The organism is Candidatus Providencia siddallii, from assembly GCF_964026685.1.
Taxonomy (GTDB): Bacteria; Pseudomonadota; Gammaproteobacteria; order Enterobacterales; family Enterobacteriaceae; genus Providencia_A; species Providencia_A siddallii_A.
Genome location: NZ_OZ034688.1, coordinates 1 through 18,720 on the forward strand (window position 1 = coordinate 1; position 18,720 = coordinate 18,720).

Annotated in this window: 8 protein-coding genes and 2 pseudogenes; 5 read left to right on the top strand and 5 right to left on the bottom strand. The window is 22.3% G+C overall.

Annotated features, from left to right (window positions below):
- Nucleotides 1-182 precede the first annotated feature (182 nt).
- The 3 genes from mnmG (at nt 183) to glmS (ending at nt 5,929) form a co-directional block, all read left to right on the top strand.
- Nucleotides 183-2,072 (top strand): tRNA uridine-5-carboxymethylaminomethyl(34) synthesis enzyme MnmG, encoded by a 1,890-nt coding sequence (mnmG, locus tag AAGD61_RS00005; RefSeq protein WP_341765005.1) that lies wholly within the window; start codon nt 183-185, stop codon nt 2,070-2,072.
- 545 nt (nt 2,073-2,617) lie between these two features.
- On the top strand, nt 2,618-3,988 hold the full coding sequence (gene glmU / locus AAGD61_RS00010; RefSeq protein ID WP_341765006.1) for a bifunctional UDP-N-acetylglucosamine diphosphorylase/glucosamine-1-phosphate N-acetyltransferase GlmU: 1,371 nt from the start codon (nt 2,618-2,620) through the stop codon (nt 3,986-3,988).
- Nucleotides 3,989-4,093: 105 nt separating this feature from the next.
- A complete protein-coding gene (gene glmS, locus AAGD61_RS00015) occupies nt 4,094-5,929 on the top strand; it encodes a glutamine--fructose-6-phosphate transaminase (isomerizing) (RefSeq protein WP_341765007.1) in 1,836 nt (611 codons plus the stop codon).
- 42 nt (nt 5,930-5,971) lie between these two features.
- Here the strand turns inward: glmS and glyA are convergent, their stop codons facing one another.
- The 4 genes from glyA to tadA form a co-directional block, all read right to left on the bottom strand.
- Entirely contained in the window at nt 5,972-7,228 is a 1,257-nt protein-coding gene (gene glyA, locus AAGD61_RS00020) for a serine hydroxymethyltransferase (RefSeq protein ID WP_341765008.1), read from the bottom strand.
- Between the two features lie 140 nt (nt 7,229-7,368).
- Nucleotides 7,369-8,988, bottom strand: a complete 1,620-nt coding sequence (locus tag AAGD61_RS00025; protein ID WP_341765009.1) for an NAD+ synthase — start codon at nt 8,986-8,988, stop codon at nt 7,369-7,371.
- Between the two features lie 114 nt (nt 8,989-9,102).
- Complete coding sequence (gene purL, locus AAGD61_RS00030) at nt 9,103-12,984, bottom strand: phosphoribosylformylglycinamidine synthase (protein WP_341765010.1); 3,882 nt, start codon at nt 12,982-12,984, stop codon at nt 9,103-9,105.
- Between the two features lie 220 nt (nt 12,985-13,204).
- Complete coding sequence (gene tadA / locus AAGD61_RS00035; protein WP_431307846.1) at nt 13,205-13,690, bottom strand: tRNA adenosine(34) deaminase TadA; 486 nt, start codon at nt 13,688-13,690, stop codon at nt 13,205-13,207.
- Between the two features lie 610 nt (nt 13,691-14,300).
- Between tadA and AAGD61_RS00040 the strand changes: the two genes are divergently transcribed.
- Complete coding sequence (locus AAGD61_RS00040) at nt 14,301-15,629, top strand: TerC family protein (RefSeq protein WP_341765012.1); 1,329 nt, start codon at nt 14,301-14,303, stop codon at nt 15,627-15,629.
- A 192-nt stretch (nt 15,630-15,821) separates the two neighbouring features.
- Here the strand turns inward: AAGD61_RS00040 and dcd are convergent.
- A pseudogene (dcd, locus tag AAGD61_RS00045) lies at nt 15,822-16,386 on the bottom strand (dCTP deaminase).
- 376 nt (nt 16,387-16,762) lie between these two features.
- Between dcd and metG the strand changes: the two are divergent.
- Nucleotides 16,763-18,400, top strand: a pseudogene (gene metG, locus AAGD61_RS00050) (methionine--tRNA ligase); the annotation flags it as partial.
- Nucleotides 18,401-18,720 lie beyond the last annotated feature (320 nt).

Sequence of the window (18,720 nt, forward strand, 5' to 3'; positions counted from 1 at the left end):
TTATACTCAATTATATAACTAATAATTAACAATATATAATTAACTATATAATTATGATATTTATCATTAAGATTTACTTATCCACAAAAAAAATACAAATAATAAAAATAATATAAATAAATATTAATTAATATTATTAATATATATAATAAAAACATAAATTTAATTTTTAAAGGTTAGATATGTTTCATTATCAATACTTCGATGTCATAGTAGTAGGCGGCGGGCATGCTGGGATAGAAGCATCAGCAGCTGCAGCAAGAATTGGATGTAAAACTTTATTATTAACTAATAATATAGATACAATAGGACATATGCCTTGTAATCCAGCAATTGGTGGTATTGGTAAAGGACATTTAGTTAAAGAAATTGACGCTCTTGGTGGATTAATGGGGATAGCAGCAGATAAATCCGGAATACAATTTAGAACATTAAATTCAAGTAAAGGTTATGCTGTTAGATCAACTCGTGTGCAAATAGATCGTTTTATATATAAACAATCTATTAGAGAACTATTAGCAAAACAATCTAATTTAACAATTTTTCAACAAATTGTTGATGATTTAATTATTAAAAATGATTCTATAGTAGGAGTAAAAACTAAAATTGGAATAAAATTTAAATGTAAATCAATTATCCTAACTGTAGGAACATATCTTAATGGTTTAATTTATATTGGTTTGAAAACTTATAAAGGGGCTAGAATAAATGATGTATTATTAAATTCTTTATCACGTAATTTAAAAAAATTACCTTTACGTGTTAATAGATTTAAAACAGGTACGCCACCAAGAATTGATATAAAAACTATTGATTTTCATAAATTAACAAAACAATTTGGTGATAACCCTATACCTTTTTTTTCGTTTTTAAATTTTAAAAATAAACACTTACAACAATTACCATGTTTTATTACAAATACAAATGAAAAAACACATGAAATAATTATAAAAAATATTAAATATAGTCCAGTGTATACTGGTATCATCGAAGGAATAGGACCTCGTTATTGTCCATCAATTGAAGATAAAATAATACGATTTTCTAATAAAAAATCTCATCAAATTTTTTTAGAACCTGAAGGTTTAATAAACAATGAAATTTATCCAAATGGGATTTCAACAAGTTTACCTTTAAATATACAATTTCAAATTGTTCAATCTATAAAAGGTATGGAAAATGCAAAAATTACTCGTCCTGGATATGCAGTAGAATATGATTTTTTTAATCCATGTGATTTAAAACAAACTCTTGAAAATAAATTTATAAAAGGTCTTTTTTTAGCTGGACAAATTAATGGTACAACTGGTTATGAAGAAGCAGGAGCTCAGGGTTTATTAGCAGGGATTAATTCTGCTCAATATGTAAAAAATTTAAAAAGTTGGTTTCCAACTAGAGATCAAGCATATATAGGAGTTTTAGTAGATGATCTTTGTACGATTGGAACTAAAGAACCATATCGTATGTTTACTTCTCGTGCTGAATATAGGTTAATGTTAAGAGAAGATAATGCTGATATACGTTTATCAGAAAAAGCATATCAACTTGGATTAATTGATGATTTACGTTGGAAACGTTTTAATCGTAAAATTGAATTGATTGAAAAAGAATGTAAACGTCTAAAAAATACTATTATACCTAAAAATATAGACGATTTAAATAAAATTAATAAAATTTTAAATATAAAATTATCTAAAAAAACAAATGCAAAAGATTTACTGCGACGTCCTGAAATAAATTATCAACTTTTAACAACTTTAAAATGTTTTGAATCAAAAATTAAAAATTTTCAAATAGCTCAACAAATTGAGATTCAAATAAAATATGAAGGTTATATTCTTCGACAAAAAATTGAAATTGAAAAAAATAAAAATAATGAAAATATATTTTTACCTATTAATATTGATTATAAAATAATTAAAGGTTTATCAAATGAAGTAGTTACAAAATTAAATGATCATAAACCAATATCAATAGGTCAAGCTTCGCGTATACCTGGTATTACTGCAGCAGCAATTTCAATTTTATTAATATGGTTAAAAAAAAATAAAATATTTTATTTAAATCAATAAATTAATTTTTAATTAATTTAAAAAATAACATAAATACTTTATATAACTTGTATTATTTTTTTAAAAAAATATTTTTAAAAAAACATATTTTTATAAGAGATATGTTAATTATATTAGTATATTATTTTTTTTAAAAATTAATATTTATTCTATAAATATTAATTTTTTAATAATTTAAATAATTATAAATATATATTTGTTATTTATAAAATTTTATATAATTATTTAATTAATCACATAGTTTTAATTTATTTGCTAATATACAAAATGTAAATCTTAAATATTAGTATTTTTTTATATAATATTTTATATAAAATAAATTAAAAATATTTATATAATTAAATATAAATTAACAAAATTATTAACAAAAATATTTAATTTTATATAAATTTTATATATTATATTAACTTTTAGTTAAATTTAAAAATATAAAAAATTTTAAATTATTTATTTTTTAAAATATTTTTTTAAAAAAAATAAATAATCAATTTTTAATAATTTAACATTAATTTAAAACTATAATAATTTAGTTCATTTTAAAAAATATGATTTCACAAAAAAAAAGCGTTGTTATTTTAGCCGCAGGTATCGGTATAAGAATGCGTTCAAAAATACCAAAAGTATTTCATTTTTTAGCTGGAAAACCAATCATTCAATATGTTATTGAAACTGCTAAATCTATAGTTACATCAAAAATTTATTTAGTACATGGACTTAATGGAGATTTTTTTAAGAAAAAATTAAAAAATGAAACTTTAAATTGGATTTTACAAAAAAAACAACTTGGAACAGGGCATGCTATGCAACAAGTTGCTCAAAATTTTCAAGATGATGAAGATATAATCATATTATATGGTGATGTTCCTTTAATTACAAAAGAAATTTTAGAGCGTTTGATTAAAATAAAACCTAATGGTGGTATAGGTTTATTAACTGTTATATTAGATAATCCTACTGGTTATGGTAGAATTATTAGAAAAAACAATAATGTTATTAGTATAATAGAACAATCAGACATAACAGAAGAATATTGTAATATAAAAGAAGTTAATACAGGAATCATGGTTGCTAATGGAAAAGATTTAAAACGTTGGTTAAAAAAAATAAACAACAATAATTTTCAAAAAGAATATTATCTTACTGATATAATAAATATATCTTATAGAGAAGGTAATAAAATAATGACTATTCATCCTAATAATATTAGTGAAACTTACGGAGTAAATAGCAAATTAGATCTTACTATATTAGAACGTATTTATCAAAAAGAACAAGCTGAAAAATTATTATTAAATGGGGTTATGTTAATTGATCCTAATCGAGTAGAAATCCGTGGTAAATTAACACATGGAATAGATGTTACTATTGATATTAATGTTATTATAGAAGGTAATGTTATTTTAGGAAATAATGTTTATATTCAACTCGGGTGCATTTTAAAAAATTGTATTATTGGTGATAATACAATAATAAAACCATATACAATAATAGATTCTTCTGAATTATCTGAAGAATGTGTTGTAGGTCCTTTTGCACAGTTACGTCCTGGTACTAAATTAGCTGCTAAATCATATATTGGGAATTTTGTTGAAATAAAAAATTCTTCACTTGGTTTATCTTCAAAAATAGGACATTTAAGTTATATAGGAGATGCACAAATTGGTAACAATGTAAATATAGGAGCAGGTACAATAACTTGTAATTTTGATGGGGTGAATAAACATAAAACTATAATAGGTGATAATGTATTTATTGGATCAGATAGTCAATTAATTGCTCCAATTTCAATTTCAAAAGGAGCAACAATTGGTGCTGGTACAACTGTTGTTTGTGATGTAAATAATCCAGAATTAATTTTAAGTAGAACAAAACAAATACATATAAAAAATTGGAGACGTCCAATTAAAAAAAAATAATTTTATATAAAAATATTTAGTAATTGATAAATTGTAATCTATGTTTTTTATAAAACTTTAAAAATTAATTTAAAAATATTGATGTTATTTTGGAAAATTTAAATTATGTGTGGAATTATTGGTGCAGTTGCACAACGTGATATTGCAGAAATCTTAATAGAAGGACTTAGACGTTTAGAATATCGTGGTTATGATTCGTCTGGTATGGCAGTTATTGATAATAATGGTTCTTTAAAAAGATTACGTGAAGTAGGAAAAGTTCAAATACTTGCAGAAAAAGTAAAAGAAAAATATATTCCAGGTGGGACTGGAATAGCTCATACAAGATGGGCTACACATGGCGTTCCATGTAAACGCAATGCACATCCTCATATATCAGATCATATAGCAATAGTACATAATGGTATAATTGAAAATTATTTAGAAATAAAATCTGAACTTAAACAATTAGGATATATTTTCAATTCTGACACGGATACAGAAGTTATTGCTCATCTTACTAATTATGAATTTAAAAAATGTAATAATTTAATTATCGTTATTCAACGTGTAATTAATAAATTACGCGGTGTTTATAGTGCAGTTATTATGAGTAGTAAATTTTCAGAATTGTTAATTGCTGTTTGTTCTGGTAATTCATTAGTTATTGGTTTAGGTGTTGGTGAAAATTTTTTATCATCAGATCAATTAGCATTATTACCTGTAACAAGACGTTTTATATATCTTAAAGATGGAGATATTGCAAAAGTTACTCGTCGTTCTGTACAAATTTTTGATAAAAATGGAGAAATTGTAACACGAAAATATATAGAATCAAATATTAATTTTGATATTTTTAACAAAGGTATTTATAGACATTATATGCAAAAAGAAATATATGAACAACCTATAGCTATAAAGAAAGCTTTTGAAGGACGTTTTAATAAAGATGGTTTAATTGATTTTACAGAAGATTTAGGTATAAAAGCAATACAAATTTTATATCAAGTTGAACATATACAAATTGTAGCATGTGGCACTTCTTATAATGCAGGAATGATAGCAAGTTATTGGTTTGAATCATTCTCTAATATTCCTTGTAATGTAGAAATTGCTTCTGAATATCGTTATCGTAAACATGCATATCGTAAAAATAGTTTGATAATTACTATTTCCCAATCTGGTGAAACCGCAGATACATTAGCTGCTTTACGTTTGTCTAATACATTAAAATATTTAACTTCTTTAACAATATGTAATGTTTCAGAATCTTCTTTAGTTCGTGAATCTAGATTTTCGTTAATAACAAAAGCTGGTATTGAAATTGGTGTTGCATCTACAAAAGCATTTACTACACAATTAACTGTATTATTAATGTTAGTTGCTTATATTGGACGTTTAAAAGGAAATAAAATATGTATTGAAAAACGTATAATTAATGCACTTTATAGATTACCATCTTATATTGATTGGATGTTATTACAAGATAAAGTAATTGAAAAATTAGCAGAAGATTTTTTAGATAAAGAACATTCTTTGTTTTTAGGTAGAGGAGTTCAATTTCCTGTTGCTATTGAAGGAGCTTTAAAATTAAAAGAAGTTTCATATATTCACGCAGAAGCATATGCTGCTGGAGAATTAAAACATGGTCCATTAGCTTTAATAAATTCTAATATACCAATAATAGTTATTGCTCCTAGTAATAAATTATTAGAAAAACTAAAATCTAATATAGAAGAAGTTAAGGCTCGAGGGGGGTTATTATATATTTTTACTGATAAAAATTCAGGCTTTGTTTCAAGTGAAAATATGAAAGTTATTTATTTACCATATATTGAAGAGTGTATATCACCTATTTTTTATATAATTCCATTACAATTATTATCATATCATGTTGCTTTATTAAAAGGAACAGATGTTGATCAACCTAGAAATCTTGCAAAATCTGTAACAGTTGAATAATATTTATTTTTAATAAAATATTTATTAAAAAATATTTTATTTTTAATTTTTATATACAGGATATTTTTTACACAATACTGCTACTTTTTCCTTTATATCATTAATAATTTTTTTATTATTAGGATTATCTAATATATCACATATGAATTTAGTTAATTCTGTCGTTTCTTTTTCTTTAAAGCCACGACGAGTAATTGCTGGAGTACCTATACGTATACCTGAAGTAATATATGGATTTTTTTGATCATTTGGTATACAATTTTTATTAACTATAATGTTTGCTTTACATAATAAATTTCCAGCTTCTTTACCAGTAATTTTTTTATTTATTAAATTTATTAAAAATAAATGATTTTCAGTTTTATTTGAAATAATTTTATAAGAATGTTGTTGAAAAATTTTTACCATATTTTTTGCATTATTAATAACTTGTATTTGATAACTTTTAAATTTTGGTTCAATTGCTTCTCTAAAAGAAATCGCTTTAGCTGCAATAACATGTAATAAAGGTCCGCCTTGTATTCCTGGAAAAACTGCTGAATCGATTTTTTTATATATTTCTTTATCTTGTCCTTTTGCTAAAATCATACCTCCACGTGGTCCACATAAGGTTTTATGTGTTGTTGTTGTTACAATATGTGCATATTGAATAGGATTTGGATATAAACCAGTAACAACTAAACCAGCTACATGAGCTATATCTGCTAATAAAAAAGCATTTACATTATCTGCAATTTCACGCATTTTTTTCCAATTAATTATACATGAATACGAAGAAAAACCACTAACAATCATTTTAGGTTTATATTTTTTTGTTTTATAAAAAATATCATTATAATCTATCTCATTATTTTCATTTAAACCATACGAAATTATATTATATAATTTACCAGAAAAATTCATTGGTGAACCATGTGTTAAATGTCCTCCACATGTTAAATTCATTCCTAATATTGTATCACCTGGTTTTAATAATGCCAAATAAACTGCAGCATTAGCTTGTGATCCTGAATGAGGTTGAACATTTGCATAATCTGCATTAAATAATTTTTTGGCTCTATCTATAGCAAGTTGTTCAATTAAATCAACATATTCACATCCATTGTAATAACGATTATTTGGATAGCCTTCAGCATATTTGTTTGTTAATTTAGATCCTTGAGCTTTCATGACTTCTAAGCTTGCATAGTTTTCAGATGCAATTAATTCAATACATTCTTCTTGACGTTGTTCTTCATTTTTTATGATATTCCATAATTCTAAATCGTAATTTAAATTTTTATCTTTGTTATATAGCATCTATTATTCCTTAATTTAAAATAAATAATATAATTATATATAATATTAATAATTTAAAATTATAAATAAACGAAAATTATTAACTAAAAATTAGTTTTTTAAAAAAATTGTTTTTAAAAAGATAATTATTTTTATATTTTTTATATTATTTTGTTCTTAAAACCTGAAGTAATTGGGTATCTTCTATCTTTACCAAAATTTCGTACGGTAATTTTAGGACCTATTGGTGATTGACGTCGTTTATATTCATTATTATCAATTAAATCTATAATTTTATAAACTATTTTTTTGTTAAAACCAAGTTTTATTAATTCATTTTTAGATAAGTTGTTTTCTATATATTCTTTTAATATTTTATCTAAAACACTATATGGTGGTAATGTGTCTTGATCTAATTGTCTAGGAGCTAATTCTGCTGATGGTGCTCTATTAATTATGTTTTTTGGTATAATTGTAGATATTGTGTTACGATATTTAGCTAATTTAAAAACTAATGTTTTTGATATATCTTTTAATATATTAAAACCACCTGCTAAATCACCGTATAAAGTAGAATAACCGACAGCAGATTCACTTTTGTTGCTTGTAGTTAATACTAATTTATTATATTTGTTTGATATAGCCATTAATATAATTGCGCGACAACGTGCTTGTATATTTTCTTCTACAACAGTATATTTTATATCTTTAATTATTGGTTTTATTAATTTTATAAATTCATCAAATATTGAATTTATATTTATAATATTAATTTTAATTCCTAATAATTTAGCTTGTATTTTTGCATTTAAAATGCTAATTTTTCTAGTATAACGAAAAGGCATCATTATAGCTTGTACTCGTTCTTTTCCAATTGCATCTACGGCAATTGTAACTGTTAAACTCGAATCTATTCCACCTGATAAACCTAAAATTGCTCCGTTAAAATTATTTTTATTAATATAATCATAAGTTGACATAACTAAAGCTTTGTAAGTTTGTTCAATGTATGATGTTTTTTTATTTTTTTTATTTTTATTTATTAATGTTAAATTTTTAAAATAAACTGTGGCTATTTGTTCTTTAAATTCATTTAACTGATAAATTTGTTTTCCTTTATTTGCTAATATTATTGAGTTACCATCAAATATTAATTCATCTTGTGCTCCAACTTGATTGAGATATATAATTGGAATATTAAATTTTTTACAATGATAAAATAATAAATTATTACGAATTTTTTGTTTATGTATTTCAAAAGGAGATGCATTGATTGTTAATAACATCTCTGCTCCAGCATTTTTTATTGAATTAATAATTTTATTATTCCAAATATCTTCACAAATTAATAATCCTAAACGATAATTTTTAAATTTAACTATACAATTTTTATGTACTGATGTAAAATAACGCAATTCGTCAAAAACACCATAATTTGGTAATGACTGTTTAAAATATCTAGAAATTAATTTTTCCTTGTAAAAAAATGACAATGCATTAAAAATTTTATTTTTTTCATACCATGGATGACCTAAAATAATTGCAGTATGTTTACTAGCTTTCTGTATTCGTTTTAATTGAATTAAGCAGTCTTTTTTAAAGTCTGAACGAAATATTAGATCTTCTGGGGGGTATCCAGTTAATGATAACTCTGAAAATATAATAATATCTGAATATTTATCATATTTTTTTACAATTTTTAAAATACGTTCAGAATTTCCTTTGATATCGCCAACTAATAAATTTAATTGTGCTATTGATATACTTAATGTTCGATTCATATTTTTATGTTATTAAAATATAAAATATAATTTTATATTTTATATTTATTTAATAATATATTGTTTATTTTTTATAAAAAATTTTTTAATTTGTAGTTAATTAACAATATAAGATTAATTTATTTGTTTTCTAGCATTATGAAAAATACGCATTCATGGACTATGTTCACCCCAATTTTTTGGATGCCAAGAATTATTTATAGTACGAAAAACTCGTTCTGGATGTGGCATCATAATTGTTGATCGTCCGTCTATTGATGTTACTGATGTAATTCCATTAACTGATCCGTTTGGGTTAGCTGGGTATTGTTCAGTGATTTTACCATAATTATTTACAAAACGCATTGTAACAAGATTATGAAATTCTAGTTGTTGTAATTGTTCTATAGAATGTATATCTACTCTTCCTTCAGCATGTGAAACAACAATCGGTATACGTGATCCTTCCATATCTTTTAAAAAAATAGATGGGCTTTTTTGGATTTCTACTAAACTAAATCTTGCTTCAAAACGTTCTGATTTATTTCGTGTAAAATATGGCCAGTAATTAGTACCAGGAATAAGCTCTCGTAAATTAGACATCATTTGACATCCATTACAAACTCCTAAAGATAATGTATCTGATTTATTAAAATAAGATGAAAATTTATCACGTACTTTATTATTTAATAAAATTGTTTTTGCCCATCCATTACCTGCACCTAATGTATCTCCATAAGAAAAACCACCACAAGCTACAAGAACTTTAAAATCATCGAGCAATATATTATCATTTAATAGATCAGTCATATGTACATCGACAGCATCAAAACCTGCATTGTAAAATGCTGCTGCCATTTCAGTATGAGAATTAATACCTTGTTCTCGTAATATTGCTACTTTTGGACGAATTTTTGATAAAATAAAAGGAGCTGCAATGTTTTCTTCTATATTAAATAATAAATGAACGTTTAATCCTGGATCATGTTTATCTTGTTTTGATTTATATTCTTGATCTGCACATATACAGTTATCTCGTATACGTTGTATTTGCCATGTTGTTTCACCCCACCATTTTCTTAATATGGTACGAGAATTTTTATAAATTATTTTATTATTTTTGTTTATTATTATTTCATCATTATATGTTGCAGTACCTAAATAATGAGTGTAATTACTTAGTCCTGCGTTAAATATGCATTTTTCAACATATTTTTTATCTTCATTGCGAATTTGTATTACAACACCAAGTTCTTCATTAAATAAAACTGATAATATATCGTCATTTAATGAATTTATATTTATATTGACTCCACAATGACCTGCAAATGCCATTTCTATTAATGTAACAAATAATCCTCCATCTGAACGATCATGATATGCTAGTATTTTTTGTTTAAAAATTAATTTTTGTATTACTTTAAAAAAATTAATTAATAAATTAACATCACGTATATCTGCTGATCTATCTCCAAGTTGTCTGTAAACTTGAGCTAATGCAGTTCCACCTAAAGCATTATTATTTTTTCCTAAATCAATTAAAAGTAATATATTATTGTAATTTTTTGTTAATTCAGGTGTAACAGTTAATCGTACATCTTCTACACGACCAAATGCGCTAATTACAACAGATAATGGTGATGTCATTATGTTTTTTTTATTATTTTTTTTCCAACATGTTTTCATTGACAGTGAATCTTTTCCTACTATAATTGCAAGATTTAATTTAGAACATAATGTAGTAATAGATTTTACAGCTTCATATAACCCAGCATCTTCTCCTTTGTGATTTGTTGCAACCATCCAATTTGCTGATAGTTTAATATGTTTTAAATCTTTCACATATGAACAGGATAAATTAGTTAATGCTTCTCCTACTGCCATGTTTGCAGATGAGCTAAAATTTATTAATGAAATAGGAGCTTTTTCGCCAATTGATATTGATTCACCATAATAATCATTAAAACTAGTAGTTGTTACAGCACAGTTTGAAATTGGTATTTGCCATGGTCCTACCATTTGATCACGAGAAACCATTCCTGTTATACTTCTATCACCTATTGTTATCAAAAATGTTTTTTCAGCTACAGCTGGAAATCTTAAAATTCGTTTGATTGCATCTTCTAAATTTATAATTGTTTTGTTTAATTTTTGAAGATTTTTATTAAATGTTTTTACATTTTTAAGTGTTTTTGGTGTATTATTTAAAAAAGTTTTTACAGGTAAGTTAATTGGTTTGTTTTTAAAATATGAATCATTTAAAATAAAATTAGGTTGTTTTATTATTTTTCCTATTATTGAAAATGGTGTTCGTTCACGTAAACATATAGATTCAAATAAAGTAAGTTGTTTTTGTTTAATTGCTAAAATATATCGTTCTTGTGATTCATTACACCATAATTCTAATGGAGTCATTTGTGGTTCATCATTAGGAATTTTTCGTAATTCAAAATAACCACCATATCCAGATTCATTAACTAATTCAAAGATTGCATTAGATAAACCACCTGCTCCAACATCATGAATAAATAAAATTGGATTATTTTCGTTTAATTGCCAGCATTTATTTATAACTTCTTGGCATCTTCTTTCCATTTCAGCATTTTCTCTTTGTACAGATTTAAAATCTAAATCTTTATTTAATTCACTTGATATAGATGAAGATGCTGTTCCTCCTCCTACTCCTATATTCATTGATGATCCGCCAATCACGATTATTTTTGTACCTATAGGTATTTTTTCTTTTTTTATATGTTTATGACAAATATTTCCTATACCGCCAGCTAACATTATTGGTTTATGATAACCTTTTAATTCTTTTTTATTATAAATATTGACGTTTTCTTCATATGTACGAAAATATCCTAATAAGGTAGGACGTCCAAATTCATTATTAAATGTTGCACTTCCTAGAGAACCATTTATTAAAATGTCAAGTGCACTAGCAATATGTTTTGGTTTACCAAAAAATTCTTCTCAAGGTTGTTTAAAATCTGGAATATGTAAATTAGATACTGAAAAACCAACAAAACCTACTTTTGGTTTTGCTCCACGACCAGTTGATCCTTCATCACGAATTTCACCGCCTGAACCTGTTGCAGCTCCTTGCCAAGGAGCAATTGCTGTTGGGTGATTATGAGTTTCTACTTTTATTACAGTATGTGTATTTATTTTATGATAACAATAACTTTTATTTTGTTTTGGAAAAAAACGATCAACTAAGTAACCTTTTATTATTGCTGCATTATCTTTGTATGCAGATAATACATGATCAGGAGTATTTTTAAATGTATTTTTAATCATATCAAACAATGATTTTGTTTGTTTTTTTTTATTAATAATCCAATTTGCATTGAAAATTTTATGACGACAGTGTTCTGAATTTATTTGAGCAAAAGAATATAATTCAACATCTGTTGGGTTTCGTTGTAGTTTTAAAAAAACGTTTAATAAATATGTTATTTCATCTTCTGAATATCCTAATCTTATTTTTTTATTAATATTTTCTAATTCAACACGGCCATTATTAATAACATTTATTGTTTTCATTGGTAGTGGTTTATGTTTTTTGAACATTAATTTTATTTCTTCAAAAGAAGTAAAAATATTTTCTGTCATTTTGTTATGTAAAATTATTTTTATATAATTTAATTCTGAAGATGATAATGATGTTGCTTTTATATAATATGCTATACCACGTTCAATACGGTTAATTTTTAAAAGATTGCAATTATAAGCAATATTTGTTGCTTTTGATGACCATGATGAAATAGTTCCTAATCTAGGAACAACTATTATTAGTTTTTCAATTATTTTTTGTTTTTTTAAGTTAAAATCATATTTTAATAATTCATTTAATTTGTTTTTTTCATTAGAGGTTAATGGTGATAATAAATCAATAAAATAGATATATTTTGTATAGATATTTTTTATATGAATATTTTTTTTTATAAAAATAGATAATAAATTATTAATACGAAAATCTGATAAAGCTTTTGGTCCATATAAAATTTGCATAATGATTTTCTCTTTTTATGTTTTTAATTAAATTTTAAAAACATTAATAAAAAAATTTTAATTTTTATTGTCACTATTAATTTTTATTTAAAATATTTATATTTTACAAAATATAAATATAATTAAAAAATAAATTTTTTAAAAAAAATATATTTTTATAAAATAAAAAATATACTTTTTATTTTTTTTGTAATTTTATTGTTAAAATTTTTTTATTATGTTATTTTATGTTTTTAATATTTTTTTTTCTTAATGTTTTAAAAAAAGTTTTTAATATTAAAGTACAATCTTTTTCTAAAACCCCACTTACAATATTTATATTACAATTTTCTATATTAATATATTTTTTAAATTTAATTAATGAATTATAAAAATTTGTTTTATTGTTTTTTGTACCATATACTAATCTGTTAATACGACTATGAATAATTGCGCTCATGCACATTATACAAGGTTCTAATGTAACATAAAGAGTAGTATTTGTTAAACGATAATTTTTTAAAATTTTACCTGCTTGTTGTAAAACAAGCATTTCTGCGTGTGCTATAGGGTTATGATCGATAATAGATCTATTTAATCCTGTTGAAATTAATTGATTATTTTTTATTAAAATTGCACCTACAGGTATTTCACCTAAATTTTTTGCTTTTAAAGCAAGTTTTATTGCTTTTTTCATTCAATATTTATCAATTTTTATTTGTGTCATTTTATTTAATATATATTAAAAATAATTCATTTTTTTTATATTTAATTTTCAATTTAAATAATATTTAAATAAAATAGTTTATAAAGTAAATATAAAAAATATATTTATATTATATTTATTTGTTTTTAATTATTTTTAATATATTTTATATTTTTATATATTAAATAATATTGATATTATTTAATATATGTGAAATATTTAGTTTTATCAATTTAATTAGTTTTTATATTATTTTTTTAGATTTTGATTTTTATACAAAAATATTATTTCTTAGTTAAGATGTTTTTATATATATTGTGGTTGAATATATTATAAATTTATTTTTTTGATAAAAATAAATATATAAAAATTTTTTAAGTTATATGTAATTTTTAAAAAAAATACATATAATATAAATATTAGTTATTTTGTTTTAAAAATAAATATTTTTTTAATATATAAATTTTTATTAAAAAATATTATAAATTTTAAATTTATTTATAATTAAACATGTAATTTTTTGTTTTTATTATATTAATAATATAATTATTAATATTTATAATAAATAAAAAATTTTAATTTTTTTATTAAAAGTATTAAATGATATATATAGGAGATTAAATTAAATTGTATGGCATGAATTATAGATCCTTCAATTTTAGTTGGATTTGTTACTCTTATTATTTTAGAAATTGTTCTTGGTATTGATAATATTGTTTTTATTACTATTCTATCTGATAGATTACCGTATAAAATACGAGAAAAAGCTCGTATTGCAGGTCTTATTCCTGCTTTGATAATGAGGATTATTTTATTATTTAGTTTATCATGGTTAATTACACTTACTAAACCTATTTTTATTTTATTTGGTCATAAATTTAGCGCTAGAGATTTAATTATTTTAATTGGTGGGGTTTTTTTGTTATTGAAAGCTATAATTGAACTTAATGATAGATTAGAAGGAAAAGATTTTTATAATAATACACAAAAAAAAACATCAAATTTTTGGGCTGTTGTAATACAAATTATTATTATTGATGCAGTTTTTTCAATAGATTCTTTGATTACTGCTGTTGGAATAGTTGATCATGTTGGTATTATGATTGCTTCTTTAATTATTTCTATGTTATTAATGATATGGGCAAGTAAATTTTTATCAGATTTTGTTAATAATCATCAAATTATTATTGTTTTATGTCTTAGTTTTTTACTTATGATAGGTTTTACATTAGTTGCTGAAGGTTTAGGTTATAAAATCCCGAAAGGATATTTATATGTTGCAATTGGTTTTTCTATAATGACTGAAACTTTAAATCAATTTATACAATTTAGTCGACGTAAGATACTTATGAATTCTAGATACTTAAAAAAGTGTACTTCTGAGATGGTATTACGTATTTTAAGTACTAAATATGAAAATTATGAATTAAATGATTATATATTTGATTTAATTAACGATCAATCAATTTTTAAGTTTCAAGAAAAGTTAATGATATCACGTATATTAGGATTAACTCATCGTAATGTAGGTAGTGTAATGACATCTCGATATAATATTGATTATTTAGATATTAATAAATCAACTAGTGAACTTTTGAAATTTATTGATAAAAAACCATATTCACGTTTAATTGTTATTGATAAAACTATAAATAATGAACCAATTGGTATTATTCATATGTTATGTTTAATTAAACAACAATTAAGCGGAAAAAGTTTAAATTTACGTTCTTTAATTACTAAACCATTAATTTTTTCTGAAGGGATATCGCTTTTAAAAGCTATTGAACAATTTAGAAATACACAAACACATTTTGCTTTTGTAGTGGATGAATTTGGTTTAGTTGAAGGTATTGTTACTTTAACTGATGTTATAAAAACAATTGCTGGAAATTTATTTGTATGTAATAAAAAAGAAGATTTTTGTTATGATATTCAAAAAATAAAAAATAATATTTAAATAGTAAATGGTGTTATGATATTAAAGGATCTTGTTTTTATTTATACTAATTGAATTAGATTAAAAATGTTAGTATGAAATAATTGTTGGATTATTAATGAAGTATTTTTAAATAGTTTTTAAAATTAAAGAATAAATTAAATATAATTATTTTATTTAATGAGGTTTTTTTTGATTTTAAAAAAATAAATTTTATTTTAAAATTTTATTTTGATTTTTATATTTAGCATTTTTTCTTTTGTTATATGGGCGAATAGCATATCCAGATAATATTTCAAAACTTAGAGCACCAATAATCATTCCTGGACGCAATGCTAAAGTAAGTTTACCTGAATTATAAAATTCTAAAACAATATGTCCATTTCAACCTGGATCTATGCGATGTGATGTAACGTGTACCATTAAACCTAATCTAGCTAATGATGATCTTCCATCTAACCATCCAACTAAATTATTAGGAATAGTTACTGATTCTAATGTAATAGCTAAAGCTAATTCATTTGGTTGTAAAAAAAAAAAAATTATTTTTATCTATATTGATTTCATCACTCATAATTGTATTCAGTAATTCATTGATTTTATCTTCAGTATTACTTAAATCAACAAAAGATGATTTATATCCTAAAAAAATTCTAAATTTATTTCCTAAACAAACATCAACAGTTACCCCATTTATTCGTTCAATAGGTGGTTTAGGATTAAATATTAATTTATTTTTATTCATTAATTTAATTATATCATTATCACATAAACGCATATTAATTCCTATTTACATTATAAATACTATTTATAATAATATATAAAATTATGTTTACAAGTTAATAAAAAAATAAGCATATCACTATATATTTAATATTTAATTTTTGTCAATATAATTAATAATTAAATTATTTTTTAATATAAGTAATTTTATTATTAATAATATTGATATTTTAAAAAAAATAATTTTATTTTTTATTTTTTAAAAAAATATTGCATATAATAAATGTTATAATTAATAAAATAATATATAAATTACATACAAAATTTTATTAAATAAAGTTTTCTTTTTAATAAAATTCTGTATATAATTTATATATTGTCTGATTAATTATAACGTTTTAAGTTAGTTTTAAAATGTTTTGCTAAATAAAATGTGCGAAATACCTGATAAATTATTAGTAACATGTGCTTTTCCATATGCTAACGGTCCAATACATCTTGGTCATATGCTCGAACATATTCAAGCAGATATTTGGGTTCGTTATCAACGAATGCGTAATAAAATTGTTTATTTTATATGCGCTGATGATGCTCATGGAACACCAATTATGATAAATGCTAGAAAATTAAATTGTAATCCTGAAGAAATAATAATAACTATTAATAATGAACATCAAAACGATTTTTCTAATTTTTTTATTAGTTATGATAATTATTATTCAACTCACAGCGAAGAAAATAAATTTTTTTTAGAATTAATTTATAATAAATTAAAAAAAAAAGGATTTATTAAAAAGCGTATAATTTCTCAATTTTTTGATTTAGAAAAAAATATTTTTTTACCAGATCGTTTTATAAAAGGAACTTGTCCAAAGTGTAAATCTAAGGATCAATATGGAGATAATTGTGAAGTTTGCGGTATAACTTATAATCCTACTGAACTTATTAATTTACGTTCTGTTATTTCTAATTCAATTCCTATTATTCGAAATTCAGAACATTTTTTCTTTGATTTACCTTTTTTTAGTAATATATTGTTATTATGAATTAATTCTGGTGTTATTCAAAAACAAGTAGTTAATAAAATAAAAGAATGGTTTGATTCTGGTTTGAAAGAATGGGATATTACACGTGATGCTCCATATTTTGGTTTTAAAATTCCTGATACCATTGATAAATTTTTTTATGTTTGGTTTGATGCATCAATAGGTTACATGTCTACATTTAAAAATTTATGTGATAAAAAGAATATAAATTTTGATGAATTTTGAAATAAAAATTCAAAGTTAGGAATTTATCATTTTATTGGTAAAGATATTGTATATTTTCATAGTTTATTTTTACCATCAATATTAGATGGAAGTGATTATCGCAAACCAACAAAATTATTTGTTCATGGTTATCTTACTATTAATGGTAAAAAAATGTCTAAATCACGTGGTACGTTTATTACTGCTAGTTTTTATTTAAAATATTTTGATCCTGATTGTTTACGTTATTATTTTGCAACAAAACTTTCTTCAAATATTGAAGATATTGATCTTAATTTCAATGAATTTATTTATCGTATAAATAGTGATATAGTAAACAAAGTCGTTAATCTTGCTTCTCGAACTGCTAATTTTATTTCAAAATATTTTAATGGTTTTTTATCTTCTAATTTAATTGATCCAGTTTTATATCAAGATTTTATTAATAAAGAAAAAATTATTGGTGAATATTATAGCAGTCGAAATTATAGTAAAGTAATTCGTGAAATAATAAATTTAACTGATATTTCTAATAATTATATTGATAAAAAATCTCCTTGGAAAATTTTAAAAGAAAAAGGAGAAGTTCAAGAATTACAAGATGTTTGTACAATGGGTATAAATTTTTTTCGTGTATTATCTACTTATTTAAAACCTGTTTTACCGGGTTTAAATAAACGTATTGAATTATTTTTAAATATAGAATTATTATGGGATGAAATTAATTTTCCATTATTAAATCATAAAATTAATAAATTTAAACCATTATTTAATAGAATTAATATTTTTCAAATAAATAAAATATTTAATACATCAAAAAATATATAAATATTTTTTGATTTTTAAAAAAATATTATGTTATTAATTTTTAATTTTTAAATTAATTATATTTTATATATTAAATATAATTAATTTATAATTTTTTTATAAAAAATAAAAAAATGTTTTTATTATATATAATATATTAAAGTTTGATTTTATTTTTTTTATATATATTAATTAATTTTATCAAAAAATTACAAATAAAATAAATATTATAGAATAATATTAAATAATTTTATTATTAAATAATTAAATTATTTAATAAAATAAATTTTAATATGTAATATATTTATATATAATTATTTTTTTATATATTA